At 70.0% G+C, this 19162-nt stretch carries 17 protein-coding genes; 10 read left to right on the forward strand and 7 right to left on the reverse strand.

Annotation, left to right across the window (positions count from 1 at the left end; all coding sequences use genetic code 11):
• Window positions 1-137: 137 nt before the first annotated feature.
• Window positions 138-635, reverse strand: coding sequence for a peroxiredoxin (locus HUA74_RS09615; protein ID WP_141647101.1), 498 nt, complete (start codon window positions 633-635; stop codon window positions 138-140).
• A gap of 417 nt (window positions 636-1052) precedes the next feature.
• On the opposite strand from HUA74_RS09615, the gene HUA74_RS09620 reads away from it, so the two are divergent.
• From HUA74_RS09620 to HUA74_RS09650, 7 genes are read left to right on the forward strand one after another with little or no spacing between them, the layout of a single operon-like run.
• A complete protein-coding gene (locus HUA74_RS09620; protein ID WP_141647100.1) occupies window positions 1053-1475 on the forward strand; it encodes a PTS sugar transporter subunit IIA in 423 nt (140 codons plus the stop codon).
• A gap of 33 nt (window positions 1476-1508) precedes the next feature.
• Window positions 1509-1994 carry a PTS sugar transporter subunit IIB gene (locus tag HUA74_RS09625; RefSeq protein WP_141647099.1) on the forward strand — a complete coding sequence of 162 codons (486 nt, stop codon included), beginning with the start codon at window positions 1509-1511 and terminating at the stop codon, window positions 1992-1994.
• A gap of 4 nt (window positions 1995-1998) precedes the next feature.
• Window positions 1999-2715: a PTS sugar transporter subunit IIC gene (locus HUA74_RS09630; RefSeq protein WP_174454265.1), complete on the forward strand. Its 717-nt coding sequence runs from the start codon at window positions 1999-2001 to the stop codon at window positions 2713-2715.
• Window positions 2712-3479, forward strand: a complete 768-nt coding sequence (locus HUA74_RS09635) for a PTS system mannose/fructose/sorbose family transporter subunit IID (RefSeq protein ID WP_141647097.1) — start codon at window positions 2712-2714, stop codon at window positions 3477-3479. Before HUA74_RS09630 ends, HUA74_RS09635 begins: the two co-directional genes overlap by 4 nt.
• Window positions 3480-3499: 20 nt before the next feature.
• Complete coding sequence (locus HUA74_RS09640) at window positions 3500-3778, forward strand: HPr family phosphocarrier protein (RefSeq protein WP_141647096.1); 279 nt, start codon at window positions 3500-3502, stop codon at window positions 3776-3778.
• Between the two features lie 46 nt (window positions 3779-3824).
• Window positions 3825-5639: a phosphoenolpyruvate--protein phosphotransferase gene (gene ptsP, locus HUA74_RS09645; protein WP_141647095.1), complete on the forward strand. Its 1815-nt coding sequence runs from the start codon at window positions 3825-3827 to the stop codon at window positions 5637-5639.
• A gap of 37 nt (window positions 5640-5676) precedes the next feature.
• Window positions 5677-6093 carry a hypothetical protein gene (locus HUA74_RS09650; protein WP_174454266.1) on the forward strand — a complete coding sequence of 139 codons (417 nt, stop codon included), beginning with the start codon at window positions 5677-5679 and terminating at the stop codon, window positions 6091-6093.
• Between the two features lie 7 nt (window positions 6094-6100).
• On the opposite strand, the gene HUA74_RS09655 is transcribed toward HUA74_RS09650, so the two are convergent.
• The 5 genes from HUA74_RS09655 to HUA74_RS09675 all read right to left on the reverse strand — a co-directional run bounded on the left by HUA74_RS09655 (window position 6101) and on the right by HUA74_RS09675 (window position 12928).
• Window positions 6101-6607, reverse strand: coding sequence for an MgtC/SapB family protein (locus tag HUA74_RS09655; RefSeq protein WP_174454267.1), 507 nt, complete (start codon window positions 6605-6607; stop codon window positions 6101-6103).
• An 11-nt stretch (window positions 6608-6618) separates the two neighbouring features.
• Complete coding sequence (locus tag HUA74_RS09660; protein WP_141647093.1) at window positions 6619-7218, reverse strand: MXAN_6521/LA_1396 family lipoprotein; 600 nt, start codon at window positions 7216-7218, stop codon at window positions 6619-6621.
• A gap of 75 nt (window positions 7219-7293) precedes the next feature.
• Complete coding sequence (locus HUA74_RS09665) at window positions 7294-9969, reverse strand: RND family transporter (protein WP_174454268.1); 2676 nt, start codon at window positions 9967-9969, stop codon at window positions 7294-7296.
• 126 nt (window positions 9970-10095) lie between these two features.
• Entirely contained in the window at window positions 10096-12246 is a 2151-nt protein-coding gene (locus tag HUA74_RS09670) for a site-specific recombinase (RefSeq protein ID WP_174454269.1), read from the reverse strand.
• Window positions 12247-12352: 106 nt separating this feature from the next.
• A complete protein-coding gene (locus HUA74_RS09675; protein WP_174454270.1) occupies window positions 12353-12928 on the reverse strand; it encodes an ABC transporter substrate-binding protein in 576 nt (191 codons plus the stop codon).
• A gap of 228 nt (window positions 12929-13156) precedes the next feature.
• On the opposite strand from HUA74_RS09675, the gene metK reads away from it, so the two are divergent.
• The gene (gene metK, locus HUA74_RS09680; RefSeq protein WP_141640487.1) at window positions 13157-14338 is read left to right on the forward strand and encodes a methionine adenosyltransferase; all 1182 of its coding nucleotides are present in this window, start codon (window positions 13157-13159) and stop codon (window positions 14336-14338) included.
• Between the two features lie 84 nt (window positions 14339-14422).
• On the opposite strand, the gene HUA74_RS09685 is transcribed toward metK, so the two are convergent.
• The gene (locus HUA74_RS09685) at window positions 14423-15241 is read right to left on the reverse strand and encodes a class D beta-lactamase (RefSeq protein WP_174454271.1); all 819 of its coding nucleotides are present in this window, start codon (window positions 15239-15241) and stop codon (window positions 14423-14425) included.
• Window positions 15242-15693: 452 nt separating this feature from the next.
• Between HUA74_RS09685 and HUA74_RS09690 the strand changes: the two genes are divergently transcribed.
• Both HUA74_RS09690 and HUA74_RS09695 read left to right on the forward strand, forming a co-directional pair.
• Window positions 15694-18441 carry a CHAT domain-containing protein gene (locus HUA74_RS09690; RefSeq protein ID WP_174454272.1) on the forward strand — a complete coding sequence of 916 codons (2748 nt, stop codon included), beginning with the start codon at window positions 15694-15696 and terminating at the stop codon, window positions 18439-18441.
• Between the two features lie 42 nt (window positions 18442-18483).
• On the forward strand, window positions 18484-19122 hold the full coding sequence (locus HUA74_RS09695; protein WP_141640490.1) for a hypothetical protein: 639 nt from the start codon (window positions 18484-18486) through the stop codon (window positions 19120-19122).
• Window positions 19123-19162 lie beyond the last annotated feature (40 nt).

The raw sequence follows: 19162 nt of genomic DNA on the forward strand, positions 1-19162 counted from the left end.
CGGAAACCCAGGCGCTTCGCGGGGTTGGCGCGGTGGAGCGGGGGTGCGCTGCCCCGGGGGCCGCGCAACGTGTTCGCGCATGGGACGCGCCCGTGCGGCCGCGACATTCCGAGGCGCGCACCCGCGCATCCACCCCATCACTTCCCTGTGGCGGGAGCGGCTTCACCGGCGAGCGAGCGGACGAGCTCCAGGGAGCGCCGCACGTGTTCGCCCACGCGAATCTGGGATTCGAAGCTGTCGCGAATGACTCCGGCGCGGTCCACGACGAACGTCACGCGGCCGGGGAGCATGCCCAGGAAGGAGGTGCCAACGCCGAAGGCCTGGCGCGCCTCGCCCTTCTCGTCGCTGAGCAGCACGAAGGGCAGGCGGTGCTTGGCGGCGAAGCCCTGGTGGGACGCGGAGGAGTCACCGCTGATGCCCACCACTTCCGCGCCCGCCGCGACGAAGTCCTCGTACTGGTCTCTCAAGCCGCACGCCTGCACCGTGCAACCCGGCGAGTCGTCCCTCGGATAGAAGTAGACGACGAGCACCTTCTGCCCGGCCAGGTCGCGCAGGCGCACCGGCTGGTTGCCCGCTCCCGGCAGCGTCACGTCCGGCAGCGCATCCCCGGCCTTCAGCAGCTTCTGGTTCGCCACGCAGTCCTCCCGCATCGCCGGAGGTGGGGCCCGGCGTGCCCCAGGTGTGGCAGTCAACCATGCCCCGAGGGGAGGGGCGAGCTTGCGGACGAGCCCTCCCACTGAGTGGGGTGCCTGCACCCTCGCTGCCCGAGGGTGTGGGGGGCGTGGGCGCGCGCTTGTTGGCGCGAAGCATCTCCACCACCCCCTCCGCATCTCATGAACGTGGGGGATGCGACGGCGCTCCCCCGTCCGGCAGGCGACAGCCCTGCGCGAGGCCGGACCCGAAATTTCGGGCACGGGAGGCAATGGCGTCTTACCTTTCGAGACAAGACGTGAGAGCTTATCTAGGGTACAGGGCGGAAACTTTCGCCGGAGTTGCGCAACGTCGTGTTCAGGCGTAGGACGCGATCTCCGGGGGGTTGGTCAGGAGTGAACATGGTCGGCCTCGTCGTCGCATCGCACGGGCGTTTGGCGGAGGAGCTGGTCTCCACCGCGGAACAGATCGTGGGGAAACTCCCCGCGGTGGCAACCTGCAACATCGAGCCGGGGACTCCTGTCGAGGACATCCGCGCGAAGATGAAGCAGGCAGTGTCGCGCGTGGACACCGGTGACGGTGTCATCATCCTCGCGGACCTGTTCGGAGGTACGCCTTGTAAGGAGTCGCTGATGATGTGTCAGCGCATGAACCTGGAGGTCCTGGCGGGCGTCAACCTGCCCATGCTCCTCAAGGCCAACTCGCTTCGTTCCGAGCAGCTCACCCTCCCTGAGATGGCCAACCAGCTGGCATCCCATGGTCAGCGCAACATCACCTGTGCATCCGCCCTGCTTCGCGAGGCCCAGCAGCAACCGCGAACTTGACGGACCCGCGCGGGTCGGCGATTCGAGACTGCCGTGATCACCCTGGTCCGCGTCGACAACCGCCTCATCCACGGCCAGGTCGTCGAGGCCTGGCTGCCCCACCTCAAGGTGTCCCGCGTCGTGGTCGCGGATGACGAGGCTGCTTCCAGCCCGCTCATCCGCGCCGCCATGGCGCTGGCGGTGCAGAGCGCCATCGAGGTGCAGATTCTCCCCCTGTCCCAGGTGGACTTCGCGGCCCTGTCCAAGGACGGGGTGCGCACGCTGGTGCTCCTGCGCGACGTGGCCTCCGTTCCCTTCGCGTACGCGCACGGGCTGAACCTGGGAGAGCTCAACCTGGGCAACGTCCACTTCGGCACCGGCCGGCGGCAGGTGTCCCCGTCCGTGTTCCTGGCGGAGGCGGAGCTGCGCACCCTCCAGCAGCTGGCGGAGCAGGGCGTGCGCGTGGAAGCGCGCGCGGTGCCGGCGGAGAAGCCGGTGGAGCTGCCGGACCTGTCCGAGCGGTGGGCGAAGGCCGGGTGAGCGCGTGAGCGTCGTCTGGACCCAGGTGGCGCTGGCGGGAGTGTGGGGCGGACTGGTGGCCGTGGAGCGCAAGGCGTTCCTCCAGGCCATGCTGTCCCGGCCGCTCGTGGCCGCCACCGTCATGGGGCTGCTCCTCAATGACGTGCCCTCCGGGCTGGGCGTGGGCCTCTTGCTGGAGCTGTTCTTCCTGGGCACCGCCAACCTGGGCGCGGCGCTGCCGGAGAACGACACGCTGGCGGCCACCGCCACCAGCGCCGCCGCGGGCACCATCACCCTGGCCTCCGGCGCGGGCTCCACGCCGGCCATCTGGTCCCTGGCGGTGCTGCTCTTCATCGGCATGGGCCGGGTGGGGCGGCGCGCGGACCGGCTGCTGGAGGGGTATACGGCGAGGCTCGCGCGCGTGGCCCTGTCGTCCGCGGAGGCCGGCGACCTCACGCGCGCCATGCGGCAGAACCTGTGGGGCATGTGGCCGCACTTCGTGGTGTACGGCGTGCTGACGTCGCTGTGCGCGCTCGCCGGCTTCTTCGTGGAGCCGCTGCTCCAGGCGATGCCCCCCATGCTCGTGCGCGGGCTGGCGTGGGCGTGGCCCGCCATGGCCTCCGTGGCGGCGGCCATCGCCGCGCAGGGCAGCCACGCCAGGCGCGCTCCGCTCTACGCGGCGCTGGGCGCGGCGGCCGTGACGGTGACGGTCGTCTTCTTCCTGCTCCAGGAGCGCACGTGAGCGCTCCCGACGCCCCGCTGCCCTGGACGGTGCTGCTGCGCGTCTTCATGCGCTCGCTCTTCCTCCAGGCCTCGTGGAACCCCAAGGGCATGCAGAACCTGGGGTTGGCCTACGCCGTCTTCCCCGCACTGGAGCGGCTGTACGCGTCCGGCGCCGCGCGCGAGGAGGCCGTCCGCCGGCACCTGGTCTTCTTCAACACCCACCCCTACGTGGCCGCGGCCATCGTCGGCGGAGTCGTCTTCCACGAGGAGCGAATCGCCCGGGGCGAGGAGACCCCGGACAAGGTCGTGGCCTTCAAGGCGGCGCTGATGGGGCCGCTGGCCGCGCTGGGGGACGGCTTCTTCTGGCTGTCGCTCAAGCCCGCGGCCGGGGCGGTGGGCGCCGCGCTGGTGCCGCTCATGGGGCTGTGGGCGGTGCCGGTGTTCCTGGTGTTCTACAATCTGGTGCACCTGCTCCTGCGGGTGCGGCTGTACTGGCTGGGGCTCACCCTGGGAGACCGGCTGGTGGAGGCGGTGGCGCGGGCGAACCTGCCAGCCCGGGGGGCGCGGCTCAGGACGGTGGCGGCGCTGTGCGCTGGCGGGCTCGCGGCCTGGCTGGCGGTGTCCTTTGGGGCCAACGCGGGTGGGGCGCATGCGCCCCTGCTGGCGGCCGGGTGCCTGGCCCTGGGGGTTGCATCCTACGTGCTGGTCAGCCGTCGGGTGCCCAACTACGTGGTGCTCTACCTCGCGGCGATATTGGCCGGCGCGGCGGGTGCCTTCCTTTAAGACGAGAGGTAGGAGTCGCGATGGCAACCGAGGCTGTAGGAACATACGAGATCATCAACGAGCTGGGGCTCCATGCCCGGGCGGCGGCGCAGATGGTCAAGGTGGCCAACCGCTTCAAGAGCGACGTCCTCATCGAGGCCCAGGGTCAGCGGGCCAACGCCAAGTCCATCATGGGCGTGCTGATGCTGGCGGCGGCCCAGGGGGTCCAGGTGAAGCTGACGTGTAAGGGAGACGACGCCGAGGCGTGTCTCCAGGAGCTGGCAAAGCTCATCGCCGACCGTTTTGGCGAGTCGAAGTGACGGGTGAGAATGAAAATGCGGTAGGACTCGGAGGGAAGAAAGACACGTGAGCAGCCAGGCCACTCCCACACTGAGGTTGATGGGCATCGGCGCCTCACCCGGCGTGGCGGTAGGCCACGCCTTCATCCTGGACCGCAAACGCATCCGCACGCCGAAGCTGAGGCTGGCGGAGGCGGAAGTCGAGCCCGAGCGGATGCGGATGAAGACGGCGGTGGACTTGTCCGACCGCCAGCTCGCCGAGCTCAAGGATCAAATCACGCGCACCGAGGGCTCCGACCACGCCCTCATCCTGGAGGCGCATCGGCTGATGCTCCACGACCCGATGCTGGTGGACGCCGTCAACCAGCTCATCGTCGAGGACCGCATCAACGCCGAGTGGGCCGTCCGCCGCGTGGCCCGCAAAATCAAGCACCTCTTCGACAACATCCCGGACGAGTACTTCCGCGAGCGGCGCTCCGACGTGGACTACGTCGCCGACCGCATCATCCGCAACCTGATGGGCCAGGTGGTGGACGAGGAAGTGGAAGTCCCCGCGGAGGCCATCGTCGTCGCACATGACCTGCCCCCGGCCGACGCCGCCATGATGGCGCGCAGCGGTCGGGTGGCGGGTTTCGTGACGGACCTGGGCGGCCAGACGAGCCACACGGCCATCGTCGCCCGTGCGCGCGAGACGCCCGCGGTGGTGGGCGCTGGAAGGGCCAGCGAGCAGATCTCCCCCGGGGACCTGGTGGCCATGGATGGCACCCGGGGCATCATCCTGGTCAACCCCACGGAGGAGCAGCTCCAGAGCTTCCGCGAGGAGCAGCGCCGTCACCAGGAAGCCGAGCAGGTCGCGCTGGCGACGAAGGATTTGGAGGCCATCAGCACCGACAGCTTCCGCATCCGGCTCAACGGGAACATGGAGTTCCTGGAGGAGATTCCGTCGCTCCTGGCGCACGGCGCGGAGGGCATTGGCCTGTACCGCACCGAGTTCATGTTCCTGGACCGGAAGACGGCGCCGACGGAGGAGGAGCACTACCGCGCCTACCGTCAGGTGCTGGAGGCCATGGGCGGGCGCCCCGTCACCATCCGCACGCTGGATTTGGGCGGCGACAAGGTGCCGGGCAAGACGAAGCACGAGAAGGAGCCCAACCCGGCGATGGGCCTGAGGGCCATCCGCTACTGCCTGTCCAACCGCGAGCTGTTCCGCACGCAGTTGCGCGCGCTCCTGCGCGCCAGCGTGCACGGCAACCTGCGGCTGATGTTCCCCCTCATCTGCGGGGTGAGCGAGCTGCGCGAGGCCCGGAGCGAGCTGGAGGCGTGCCGCACCGAGCTGGGCCGCGCGGGGTTGCCCGTGGGCAAGCGCTTCCCGGTGGGCATCATGGTGGAGACGCCGAGCGCGGCCATCATCGCGGACCGGCTCGCGCAGGAGGCCGACTTCTTCTCGGTGGGGACCAACGACCTCATCCAGTACTCGCTGGCCATCGACCGCCAGAACCGGGAGGTCGCCTACCTCTACCGGCCGCTGCACCTGTCCGTGTTGCGCATGCTGGAGACCATCGTCGGCGCGGCGAAGGCCGCCAACATCCCCGTGTCCATGTGCGGGGAGATGGCGGGAGACCCGCTCTACACGCTGGTGCTGCTGGCGCTCGGCTTCGACGAGCTGTCGATGACGTCCGGGCAGATTCCGGCCGTGAAGCGCTTCATCCGCCGGGTGAGCCGCGTGGACGCGGCGGAGCTGCTGCGCGAGGCGATGGAGCTGACCACCGCCGAGGAAATCGAGCGCTTCATGCGCACGGAGATGGACCGGCGCTTCGTCGACACGCCGGACCGCGCGCCGGAGCTGACCGGTGACGCGCCTTCCGGGCGCACCACGGGCTGAAACCCCCACGCCCTCGGCCGGGGCGTGGTGCGGGGGCTTGCCCGTCTGGCTGCCCGGCGGGTGGCCCATGCCGGAGCGCGCGGGCCATGCCCAGCTTTCAAGTCAGCAGGTCGAACACCTGACCTGGGAGGCGGGCGTGTTCAATCCAGCGGACATCCAGAAGGGCATGACGGCGCGGGACAGGGACGGGGAGAACCTGGGCCTCATCGTCTCCGTCGACGAGATGGGCTTCCTCATCGAGAAAGGCAGCTACTTCCCGAGAGATCACCGGGTGGCCTTCTCGGACGTGTCGGACATCGACCGGGACGACGTGTACCTGCGCGAGGACCTGGCGAGCCTGCCAGGGGTCCGCCCGGACGTGCTGGAGGCGCGCGGAGAGGCGGCCCGCCACGCCGTCCTCCACCATGACGCGACGGGCGCGCTGGGCGTCATACCCGGAGACCTGGACCGGTAACCGCGCTTCAGTCCGGGCCCTCCTCGTCGGGGCGGTCGGAAATCCCGCCCTCCACCTTCAGCCCCTTGCGGACACGATGTCGTCGGATGGCGCGCTCCAGGGGGCGCAGGCCCGCGAGCGCCAGGAACGCGATGACCACCGTGGTGCCGGCCGCCCAGTGGAAGCCCATGCCGGTGGCCAGCCCCACGGACGCGGTGAGCCACAGGTTCGCCGCCGTCGTCAGGCCCTTCACCTGGCCCTGGTCGCGGATGATGGCGCCCGCGCCCAGAAAGCCGATGCCCACCACCACCTGGCTGGCGATGCGGCTGACGTCCGCGCGCGAGCCGTCCGGGGAGTCGCCGCCCAGCGTCCACTCGACGAAGACGCTGGCCAGCGTGAAGAGACAGGCGCCCAGGGAGACGAGGATGTGCGTGCGCAGCCCGGCGGCCTGCCCCCGCAGCTCCCGCTCCAGGCCGAGCACGGCGCCGAGCAGCGCCGCGACGCAGAGCCGCAGGGCGATGAGTGTCTCGTCCACGAGGGACGAGCCTACTCACCCAGCTCGATTTTCTCGTCCTTGTCCGCTTCCGTCAGTTCGGGATTGGGCAGCGTCTCCAGCGTGGCCGCCAACAGCTTCGTGGTGGGCACGACGTAGGGGGCCACTTCCTCGCCCAGCTCCTCGCTGAACTTCGTCACGCGCGCCGCGTAGTCCTCGTCGCGAGAGCTCCAGCTCCCCGCCGCCTCCGCCGCCCAGACCTCCTGGCCGTCGGTGCACCGCAACAGCTGGGCCTTCACCTCGGCCTCCGCGCCGTCGCCCTTGAGGCTGACACTCGGGTCCAGCCAGAGCACGCCCTCCACGCCCTCCACGCACAGCCCCTTGAACGTGGTGTCCGAGGGCCGGCCCGGCAGCGCGACGTTGTCCTTCACGATGAAGTCGCGGTTCTGGTTCACCCATTGGCGGGCGATGAGGCTCCACAGCTCACCCACCGCGGGCTTTTCGTCCGGGAGCGGCTGCGCCACCACCACCAGTCGCTTTGTCGCCTTGCGGTCCACCTGCGCGTAGTCGCCTCGTACGCGGTGCGTCTTCACCGCGGAGCAACCCGCCAACAGCCCCAGCCCGAGCAGGGGCGCCCATCGCATCATCCTCATGATGTCCCTCTCCCGGCCCCCTTCGGGTGAAGGGGGCCTCGTTACCGCGCCGTTGCGTGACGCGTACCGCGTGCTTCAGGCCGCCCGCGTCGAGCTGTCCTCGCCGCCGCCGGCCTGGGGCGCATCTCCCCCCGGGGCCGACTCGCGCCGCCGCCGGTCATGCATGAGCTGCATCACCGCGGCCAGCACCGTGAAGGACACCACCAGCGTGGTGATGAGGCCGATGCAGGCCACCATGCCCATGGAGCGCAGGCCGTTGTGCTTGGCGGCCAGCAGCGCCGCGAAGCCCGCCACCGCCGTCAGCGTGGAGGACGCCACCGCCGCGCCCACGCTGCGCAGGGCGACGAGCGGCGAGGTGCCTTCCAGGAAGCGATGCAGGAGGTACAGGCCGTGACTCACCCCGAAGCCCAGGAGGATGGGCAGGATGATGATGTTCATGAAGTTCAGCCGCAGGCCCGTCAGAGACATGATGCCGAGCATCATCGCCACGCCCACGCCCAGCGGAATCACCGACGCCAGCGCCAGCTTCGCGTTGCGGAAGTCCAGGAAGTGCATGGCCAGAATCCACAGCGCCGTGAGCACCACCGTCACCTTGCCGTCCCAGAGGACGATGCGCGCCAGCTTCGCGTAGAGCTGGGTGGCGCCCGCGGCGCGGAACTCCTTCTGCGCGGTGGGGCCCGGCGGGTCGAAGTCGTCCTTGTCGAAGCGGCCCGGGTTGTACGTGACGGGGATGCCGCGCGTCTCGTCCGCGAACTGCATCATCTTCTGGCCGTCGAACAGGTCCACGCTCGAGTAGATGAACGTGAGGTAGCCCTTGTTCTGCGCGGTGGGCAGGTTCTTGAACTGGGCCTTGTAGTTGTCCGGCACGCCGTGCACGTCGAAGGGCTTCGCATCCAGCACCTTCATGAAGAAGGTGGCCTTGTCCTGCATGTCCGGCGGGAGCGCGGAGATGGAGAAGCCGCGCGCCTCCAGGTTGGCCATGTCCTGCTTCCACTCCTGGAGCACCTTCTCGTTCGCCTTCGCCGTCGCCTCGGGCGGCACGAAGGTGAAGATGCTCACCACCTGGTCGATGGACGGGTACTTGTGCGCGTTCTGCGTCAGCTCCCGGTACACGCCCTCCGCCTCGTCCAGGTCCTTCGTATAGACGGCCATCGGGTCGCTGGAGATGTTGAAGCGGACGTTGATTTCGTCCTGCAGCAGCACCGACGACATGCCGTCCGGGATGAGCGCGCGGGTGTTGTAGTTGAAGCCCACGCCGTGCTTCACGCGGTCGAAGAAGCTCAGTGCGCCCTCGGGCGGCTCGCCCGTGCCCGCCCAGGGGACGGCGGCGGCGCAGATGAGCGCGACGATGGCGGTGCTCACGCCCAGCACCAGGCCGGGACGGGGGATGCGCAGCTCCTGGCCGCTGATGGAGGAGTTGACCGGCGGCGGCTTCATCTCGCCGATGAGCTTCTTGGGCCACTCCGGGTTGATGCGGCCGACCAGCGCCAGCAGCGACGCGCTCCACACGAAGAGCGTCAGACCCAGGATGAGCGTGCCGCAGCCGGCCAGGAAGCCGAACTGGGAGAAGCCGCGGAACTCGCTCACCATCAGCACGAAGAAGGAGCCACCCGTCACGATGGCGGCCACCGCCGCGGGGCGGCCCGCGTTGACGAAGGCGTCGATGATGGCCACGTCGTACGGCTTGCCCGCGCCCAGCTCCAACCTCGTGCGGAAGGTGAAGTGGATGCCGTAGTCGATGCCGAACCCCATCAGGATGCCGCCCAGGATGGACGTAATCATGTTGAGTTCGCCAATCGTCGCGTAGGTGAAGCCCAGCGTATAAATCGTCCCAATCACCGTGCCGCTGACGACGATGAAGGTCGGCGCCAGCTTGCGGAAGAAGAGGATGGTGATGGCGAAGATGGTCACCAGCGCGATGACGGTGACGGGCTGCAGCGACTCCTCAATGGCGAAGGAGTCGTCCACCGTCGTCTTGTACGAGCCGGTGTAGCCGTAGGCGATGAGGTTCGAGTCGCCCATCAGCTTGTAGTCTTCGACCAGCTTCACCTTGCCCGCCTGCGTGGAGTACGCGGCCAGGTCCTTGTTGAGCTTGTCGAGGTAGTCCTTCGTCTTGCCAATCTCCGTGGTGTCCCACATCGGCTTGACGAGGATGAGCACCATCTTCTTGTCGCTGGAGATGTTGTAGTCGTCGCGGATGCTCTTCTTTCCGACGGACGAGTACTTGTCGACCAGGTCCTGCATGTTCAGCTCCACCGGCTTGGTGGCGCCCATGTCGATGTAGAAGGGGTTGCTGCGTCGCAGCTTGTCCTCGAGGAAGGCCATGATGCGGCGCTTGCCCTCGACCAGGTCCTCCGTCTTCACGAAGAGGACCATGTTCTGCTGGATGAACTCGACGGGCAGCTTGTAGGAGACGGTGCGGACGTTCTCCTTGTCGGCCTCGAGCATGCCGGCGATGTCGTCGGCGGTCCGCTTCATCGCGGCCTCGTCCGTCGAGCGCAGGGCGAGCATCAAGAAGCCGCTGCCCCCCACCATGTCGATGACCTGCTTGACGTCCTTCACCTCCGGCAAATCCTGGGAGATGAGGTCGAGCTGGTTGGAGTTGATGCGCAGCTTCAGCGTGGCCCACGTGGACACGGCGAGCAGGGTCAGCAGTACGGCCAGGATGGTGCCTGGACGACGGACCAGCAGCTCGGCGAAGGCGTAGGCGAAGCGAGAATGCGAGTTCGGGTTTCGAGGAGCGCCGCTCATTCGCGGGCGACCCTACCGACAAACGCGCTGCCCCGGAAGCACGGCCCACCTGCCCGGCTGGCTTCCTGGCCACGGGGAAGCCCGCCAGGCGGCTTCGGGAATATTTGACAGGGTGCCGACGAGCCCTCAGCGCCCCTCTTCCACGGGGAGGGCGGCGGGCAGCGGCTCGGGCGGGGCGCGGGGGGGCAGGAAGAACGAGCGGGGGTCGGCGAGGAAGCGGACCCCCACCGCCCGCAGGAAGGGCAGGGCCTCTCCCAGGGGGACGTCACGGGCCCGGACGGCCACGCCCAGGGCCAGCGAGAACGACACGGTGAAGTTCATGACCCCGATGAGCCCCACGCCCACCAGGGCCATGAGGAAGTCGGGTTGGAGCACCGCCTGGGGGCCGAGCGCGCCCCCGGCCATGGCCAGCGAGCCGAGCGCGAAGGTGACGTGGCGGACGTCCAGGGGCAGCCCGAAGAAGCGCCCGAGCACGCTCATCAGCGCCAGCAGGAAGCCCAGCGTCACGTTGACGCCCAGGCCCGACGCCGCGTGGACCAGCCCGTCCGCGAGCCGCTGCGCGCCGCCCACCCCCAGGACGCGGCGCAGCATGCGGTGGTGGGCCAGGGCCTCCGGCAGCCGCCGGTACACCACGAAGTTCTCCATCCACCCGCCCGCCACGCTGGACAGCCAGAGCAGCACGCCGGTGAGGGCCGCGTATGGGAGCGCGCCGCTGCGCCAGGGGTGCATGGAGGCCACCGTGGCCTGGGCCTTGGCGGGGGAGAGGAAGGGCGTGCCCCGCGCGGCCTGCCACGCCAGGGCCAGGGCCACCGCGGCGGGCAGCACGCAGCCCAGGTTGCCGGTGAAGGCGGCGAGCTGCGAGCGGGTGATGCGGGGGATGATGTCCACCAGGCTCGACAGCCGGTCTCCCCGGGCGCCCTCGCCCACCGCGCCCGCCAGCGTGGCCGCCGTGACGGAGGGCTGCTTGGTGGCCAGCGTGAAGCCCAGGGCCTGGATGAGCAGGAAGGCCACCGCGTAGTTGAGGCCCACGGCCAGAAACGAGAAGAACGGCGCGAGCGCCAGCGCGGTGAGGGCGAACTTGAGGGCCACGGCGATGGCCGTCACCAGCCCGCCGCCCGCCGCCGAGTGCACCATGGCGTGGAATTCCGAGCGGGTGCTGGTGATGTAGTGCTCGCCGGAGTGACCCGCGCGCTCGATGATTTTACGCGCCAGCATCCGCACGTTGCGCCGCACCAGCTCGCCCACGGAGCGGTCCGCGTGCGCGCGCCGCAAGAGGTCCGACAGGAGCCCCAGCGCCTCGCGCCAGCGCGGCTCACCCCGGGGCGCGCCCAGCACGCGGGCGATGGCCTCCATGCGCTCCAGGCTCCGGCGGATGCGCTCCAGCCGGTACACCAGGTCCACGCTGACGCCCGAGGCCTCCAGGTGCCGTGACACGCTGCCCACCACGAGGCGGCAGTCGTCCACGCACGTGGCCAGGTCCCTCATCGTGTCCGCCGCCGCGTCGCGCGCCAGCACCGCGTCGCACACCATCCGCAGCCGCAGGAAGGGCGAGGCGCGGAAGGCCGTCTCCGGGGCGCGCTCCCTCACGTCCTCCATGGTCCCCAGCGCCGCCGTCTGCACCGCCAGCAACATCAGGGCGTCCAGCAGGTCCGCGCGCACGCGGGCGGCGGGCATCGGGTCCGGCGGCCGGGGCTCGCCCACCAGTGACGCGAGCTTCGCCAGCAGTGCGGGCGACAGCAGCGCCAGCCACACCGCGTCCTCCGGTACGGGGAACAGCCGCAGCAGGAGCTCCGACAGCTTGCCGGGCTCCGGCGGGGAGGGGAGCAGCGTGCGGGCCAGCCGGTCGGACGCCTCCGACAAGAAGCCCTGGCCCGCGGGCAGGCCCACCTGCGCGAAGAGCTTCAGGCCCCGGCTGCCATCGCAGACTGCGGAGACCAGGTGCGTCACCGCGGCCCGCATGGCCGGCTCGCCCTCCATGATGCGCACCATCAGCGTCAGGCGGGTGTCGGTGGGGGGCGCTTCCGGCTCGGTGGCGTCCACCAGCCCGTGGGCGGGGATGCGCTCGCGCAGCCACGCCATCCAGCGCTCCACCCAGTCCAGCCGCGACTCCAGGCCGTCCTCGGGCACGTCGCGCAGGAGCCGGTACAAGTCCCTCACCGCGGGGTGCCCGGGCGCGCGCGGCGCGTACTGCACGCAGAACGCGTCCACCTCCCGCTCGGAAGGAGCGTGGGAGGTGCGGCTCACGGAGAGCTGAGCGGAGGAGGAGGTGGTGGTCATCGACCCGACGAGAGGGGAGGGCGAGACTACGCCATGCGTCGCCCCCTCGGAACCCCTCCGACGGCCGAGGGCCTGGTGGCCCGGCCGTCGGGAGTGGGCGCGGCGACTACTTCTTCGCCAGCTCCTGCCGCATGCGCCCCAGCAGCAGGTCCCATCCGCCCTGGGCCAGCAGCGGCTGCACCTGCGTGTCGCGGATGTCCTGGAGCATGGAGGAGCCGAGCACCGTCACGTCCACGACCTTCCACGCGGCCGCGTCCTTCACCAGCCGGTACTTGAGCTTCATCTCCTGCGTCTTCAGCGGGTGCTTGATGAAGACGACCGAGTCCACCGTGGCCTCGTTGCCCGTCACCTCGGCGGGGGAGTAGACGATGTCCTCCAGCGACTTGAAGTTCTCCCGCACGCGCGGGAAGGCGATCTTCGCGAACAGGCCGTGGAAGAGGGTGACGAACTCCTTGCGCTGCTCGTCGGTGCCCTTGGCCCACGCGTCGCCAAGCAGGTACTTCCCCTGCTCCTCACCCCCGAAGAGCTTGAGGGCCGCCGCGTCGCGCTCGTAGCGCACGGACGACACCACCGTCTTCACCGGCTTGACGACAGGGTCGTCCTTCTTCGGGGCCGCGGCGAGCGCGGGCATGGACAGGGTGAAGGCGACCAGGAGGGAGAGGGTACGGAAGCGGGCGTTCATGTCGGGCGAGTCCTCCACAGGGAATGCTCGGCGTTCTGTTAGCCCAGGAGAACGCTGGGCGCTTCGCGAAATTCAACCCCAGACGCCTGGCGGGCGGGCACCATGCCCGGTCGCCCTGCATGTCGGACACCCGAATGAAGCGGCCCGGATGTCTGTTTGACTCCCTTGGGACCACACTTTAGTGTCCGCCCGCGCGCGCGGTATGCGCCCCCCTTGCACTGAGACGACATGCCTACCGACTACCTGTTCACGTCCGAATCCGTCACCGAGGGCCACCCGGACAAGATCGCCGACCAGATCTCCGACGGTGTCCTCGACGCCATCATCGCCAAGGACCCGCAGGCGCGGGTCGCCGTGGAGACGCTCGTCAAGACGGGCCTCGCCATCGTCGCCGGTGAGGTGACGACGAACACCTACGTGGACATCCCCAAGATTGTCCGCAGCACCATCTGCCGGATTGGCTACACCGACAGCTCCATGGGCTACGACGGCAACACCTGCGGCGTCATGGTGGCCATCGAAGGGCAGAGCCAGGACATCGCCCGCGGCGTGGACAACAAGAAGGAGCAGGGCGCCGGTGACCAGGGCATGATGTTCGGCTTCGCGTGCGACGAGACGCCGGAGCTGATGCCCGCCCCGCTGCACTACGCCCACGCGCTGACCCGCAAGCTGGCGGACGTGCGCCGCAAGCAGCACGACTGGCTTCGTCCCGACGGCAAGAGCCAGGTGACGGTGGAGTACCGCGAGGGCCGCCCGGTGCGCATCGACGCGGTGGTGGTGTCCACCCAGCACTCGGACGACGTCTCCAACAAGAAGATCCAGGAGGCCATCCGCGAGGACGTCATCGCGAAGGCGCTCCCCAAGAAGCTCATCGACAACAAGACCAAGTTCTACATCAACCCCACGGGCCGCTTCGTGGTGGGTGGCCCCATGGGCGACTCGGGCCTCACCGGCCGGAAGATCATCGTCGACACCTACGGCGGCATGGGCCGTCACGGTGGCGGCGCCTTCAGCGGCAAGGACCCGTCCAAGGTGGACCGCTCCGCCGCGTACATGGGGCGCCACATCGCGAAGACCGTCGTGGCCGCGGGCCTGGCGACTCGCTGCGAGGTGCAGGTCTCCTACGCCATCGGCGTGGCCGAGCCCGTCAGCGTCATGGTGGAGACCTTCGGCACCGCCACGGTTCCCGAGGAGCGCATCGCCAAGGCCATCCGCAACACGTTCGGCCTGAAGCCGCGCGAAATCACGGAGCACCTGGACCTGCTGCGGCCCATCTACCAGAAGACCGCCGCGTACGGGCACTTCGGCCGCACGGAGAAGGAGTTCACCTGGGAGCGCACGGACAAGAAGGACGCGCTCCGGGATGCGGCGAACAGCACCTCCACGGGTCGTCGCCTGAAGGTGGTCTGAAACCCGCGCCTTCGCCCCGCTGATGGGGGCTGACGCGGGACCGAGATGGGCCGCTTCCCACCATGGGGGCGGCCCATCGTCGTTTCAGAGCAGCCCGTGCGCCTTGAGCGCGTCGATGGCCGACGCGATTGCCGGCGAGCGCGACGGGGCCTTGCCCGCGGGAGAGCGCACGGCGCTGACGAAGACGTGGCGTCCCTTGGGCGAGGCCACGTGGCCCACCAGCCAGGTGACGTCACCGGATTTGTTCGGGTACCAGCCCGTCTTGGCGCTCAGCACCGCGCCGTCCTTCCAGGGGCCGCCCAGGTTGATGCCGTCGCGGACGCTGGCCACGGTGTCCGGCCCGTGCGTCATCGTGCCCTTCACCTGCTCCAGCACCTTCGGGCTGACGGGGAGCTGGCCCCGGAACATGCGCGCGAGGAAGTCGAGCTGCTCGTCGGGAGAGATGCGCAGCGGGCCTCCCAGCCAGAAGAGGGTGATGTCGCCGGAGGCGTCCCTCGTGCCGTAGTCGAAGCGGCCGAGCCAGTCCTCCATGCGCTCGCGGCCCAGCTGCTTCGCCGTGCCCTGGAAGAACCACACCGCGGAGCGGCGCATGGCCGTGTCCAGCGTCTGGTCCTGGTTCCACATCGCGATGGAGTGCTTGGTGCCATCCCACTTGTGCACCTCGTCCACGCTCGCCACGACGCCGGTCTCCAGGGCGATGAGCGCGTGCGGCACCTTGAAGGTGGAGGCGGGCGGCAGCCGCGTGGCGCACTTCACCGCGTCGTTGCGAGTGACCTTGCCTGTCTCCAGGTCCATCAACAGGAAACAGCCCGGGTGGGCCGCTGGAGCCTTCGGCGCGGCGGCGAGCGCGCTCGTGGTGGCGAGGGTGATGAGGGCGAGCAGTGTCGAGGGGCTGCGGGACATGGGGCTCCGGTTCCGCGCGACGTGGGCCGAGCTTCGCGCGTTGGGGCCGGGGCGAGAGCAAGGCTCGCGCCAGGGCTCGTTGCGAGGCGCGTGAGAGGGGACCTGCAGGTCGCGTGGTCCTCCGGACACGAAGCCGTGGCGCCCCGTCCACGGGCTCGTGGCTCGAAGCCCGCGTCGTGCGCCCACCTGGGGTGCGCTCCTTCGTGCGCGTCTTGTTCGGCCCGTTCCTCCTCGCACCCGGGCCGGGGCCACGGGCTTGGGCACGCGGCGCAGGTGACGTCAGCCCTGAAGCGTCGCCCGCGCTCGTCTACGTCGACCGCGCATGTGGAGCCTCACGTCGCGGCGGCATCGCGATGACGAAAGAAGCGGCGTAGCGTCCCGGCGGGAAGATTCTGGCGACCCGCCGTTGGGTGGGCATGGGCTGCCAGGGCACATACGCGGGGAGTACGGCGGTGGATGACGGGTCCTGGTCCTGGATTCCGCGGCCGAGGTGGGCCGCGCTCGTGGTGGTGGTGGGTGTCGCGGGAGCCGCCGCTGTCGTGGCCGGCGTGCGCTCGCGGCAACGTTCCGAGCCTGTGTCGCCGGAGCTGTTCCTGACGGGCGCTCCAGTGCGCACGCTGGAGGCGCGGGTGAGTTATCCCGGCGCGGATGTACACCGTCCCTACGGACCGCTGCGCTCGGGGGATGCCGGCGGGCCGACTCCCGCGCCGCTGCGTGAGCTGGCGCGGCTGGAGGCCGAGGGCGACATGCAGGGGCTCGCGGCGGCCTATCTGGTGCGCCGCGACACGGAGCTGGCGGCGCCCTATCTGGCGAAGGCGGGGACGTCTCCGGACGTGGCCAGTGACAGGGCCATCATGGCGTTGGACCAGGGAGACTCCGCCACGGCGCTGGCGCTGTTGGAGGGCGTGCTGACGGCGCGGCCGACGCATGCGCAGGCACTGTGGAATCGGGCGCTCGTGCTGCGAGACCTGGAGCTGTGGGCACTCGCCGCGCTGTCTTTCGACGCCGTCGCCGCGCTGGGGGAGCCGGGCTGGGCGGTGGAGGCGAGGACCCGCGCGGACGCGGCGCGCGCTCGGCTGATGAGCACGGAGGACTGGCGCAAGCCGTCGGCGCTAGGACAGGCGCTGGTGACTCAGGGCGAGCCCGTGTCCGCCGAGGTCCTCCAGGCGCATCCCGGCATCTTCCGCATGTTCCTGTACGAGGCCATCCGCGCGGCGCCCTCGCTGGAGCGGCTGCGCGCCCTGGAGTCGGCGGCCACGGTCCTGGATGCACGCGACGGTGGCACGGTGCTGCGAGATGCCCTCCGCTGGGCGAGCGGACGGGACTTCCACGTCCGCGCGCCCCTGGCCCGTCGCTACCTGGAGCTGTACCGCACGCACGAGGTCGCCGGAGGGCTCGCCGCGTTCCTGGACGAGCTGCGGCGCGCCGGCGAGCTGGACCTGTACCTGGGTGCCTTGGTGCGCGAGGGGAAGGTGGCGGAGCGCCTGGACGAGCTCACCCCGCTCGTCGCGCGATTGGGGGACCCGTGGTTCACGCTCCTGCTGGAGCACGAGCGCGCCAGGGTGGCCATCTCCCGAGGAGACCTGCTCCAGGCGGAGCAACACCTCCTGGCCGCTGCCGCGCTCTGCCAGGAACATCCATTGGGTTACCGCTGCATCCCGATTGAGTCGGACCTGGGCGACCTCTATCGCCAGCTCCACCGGCTGGCGGAGTCCCATCGTCACCTGCAGGCCGCGCGCGCCCTGTACCGCACGGACCCGAGGTGGGGCGAGGCGCAACTGCTGCTCCATCTAGGACAGCTCGCCCGCTACCAGGGTGATGGCGCGCAGGCACGGGCCTATCTGGAGGAGGCGCTCGCGCAGCGTCCCGAGGACTGCACCATCCGCCACTTCGTCCGCTCGAACGACGCGCTGGCCTTGCTGGGGAATCTGTCCGTGGCGCCGGCCCGGGAGCGCATGCGTGAGGCGCTCTCCTGCAAGACGCCCCTGCTGCTCTCGGGCGCGAAGACGCTCGCGGACCTGGCGCGGTTGCGGCCGGACCCGGAACAGGATGCTCGGCTCGTGGCGGGGATGTCGGAGCGGCGCCAGCAGGGGACGCTCACCCCGGGCGAGGCGGCGTTGCTCACGCACATCGAAGGGCGCTTCCTCGTGGAGCAGGACAGGGTGCGGGGCGAGGCGTTGCTGCGGCGGTCCATCGCCGAGGCGCAGCGCCTTCCCTCCACCAGCGTCGATGCGCGCAAGGCCCGCGCCTACAGCTACACGTCCCTGCTCTTCGCGGCGGCCCGGGCCGGTGAGTCCGAACAGGCGTTCCGACTCTTCGGCGAGGAGTTGGGCGGCCCGCTTCCCGAGCGGTGTGTCCTGGCCGTCACCGTGGATGTCGAGCGGACCCTCGTGCTGGCGCGAGGACCGGAGGGGCAGCTCGTGGAGCATCACGATGCCAGCCGCCGCGCGCCCCTGGATGAGGAGCTTCAGGGACTCGTGCCCGAGTCGGTGACGACGATGCTGCGAGCCTGCCCGGCGGTGGAGGTGGTGGCGCGTCCTCCGCTTCATGGCCGAGCGGGGCTGCTGCCCGAGGATGTGGCGTGGGCCTACCATGTTGTCAGGCCAGGGCCGGCCGAACCGGCACCGAGCACGGGACGTCGGTTGGTGGTGGCGGAGGTGCAGGCGCCCGCGTCGCTGGGGCTGCCAGCGCTCGGCGGGTGGGCGGGGCTGCCCGGGGATGACGCCACGATGTTGCTGGGACGGCAGGCCACACCTTCACGCGTGTTGGAGGCGATGGCGGACGCCACGCAAATCGAGGTCCATGCCCACGGGCTGATGAACCCGGATGTGTCCGAGGCGTCGTTGCTGGTGCTGTCGCCCGAGTCGAACGGTCGCTATGCGCTCACCGCGGGCGAAGTGCGTGCGACGAAGCTGCGAGGCCAGCCCCTGGTCATCCTGGCGGCGTGCCGGGCTGCGCATGGCGCCACCTGGACGTATGAGCGCTTCAGCCTGCCCGTCGCCTTCCTGGATGCAGGGGCGCGCACCGTGCTCGCGGCGACCGTGGACGTGCCCGATGCGGAAGCAGGACCTTTCTTCAATGCGGTGCGCGAGCGGATTCAGCGTGGAGAGCGCGCGGCCAATGCCCTGCGAGATGTGCGGATGACGTGGATGCGGCGAGACCCTCGCAGTTGGGTGCGCTCCGTCCTGGTTTTTGAATGAAGGCGGGATGGGCCCGCCTGGTTCGAGTGGAGGGGGAAGACAATGAAGAACATGAACAAGTGGATGATGTGCCTGGTGCTGGTGGGTGCGGTGACGGGGTGCCGCACGATGGGCTCGCGACCGACGCCGAGTCCGTGCCCCGAGCCCGGCCCGATGCCGAAGACTCCCAAGGTCCAGCCGCTGCCGCCCAACGCGCAGCTGCCCGAGGGCGCCACCCAGATGGTCGTCGGGCTGTGCCCCCGCACGGGCAAGTTCCTCGCGCTGGGCGTCAACCCCGGCGGGAAGACCTTCGCGTACGCGGTGTCGGGTGACCGTGCCTCCAGCGACGCGTTCTTCGCGAACGTCCGCCGCAAGGGCATCCCCACGACGACGTTCACCGCGCCGGTGAGGGTCCGGAGCGGGGGCTCCGTGGGGACGGACGCCGTCGACGCGGGCTCCAACCCTCAGCAGGGCAATCAGGGAGGAGGCGAGGAGCAGAGCGCGCCACCTCCGTATGACCCCTGCACCAACCAGTCCGACGAGATTGGCGACAAGCCGCCGCCGGACCCGACGGATGAAGGGGGAGCGGTGCCGGATGGCTTCGCGGCCCTGGCCTGGAGGACCGCCAATGCCGTCGATGACACCAGCGACCCCTCGCCCGCGGCCACTGCTCCGCCGGCTGGAACGACGGTGCCCCGCTAAGCGCGGATGAAGGGACGAGGCCCGGAGCTGTCACGCCGGG

Source organism: Myxococcus sp. CA051A (assembly GCF_013336705.1).
In the GTDB taxonomy this organism is placed as follows: domain Bacteria; phylum Myxococcota; class Myxococcia; order Myxococcales; family Myxococcaceae; genus Myxococcus; species Myxococcus llanfairpwllgwyngyllgogerychwyrndrobwllllantysiliogogogochensis.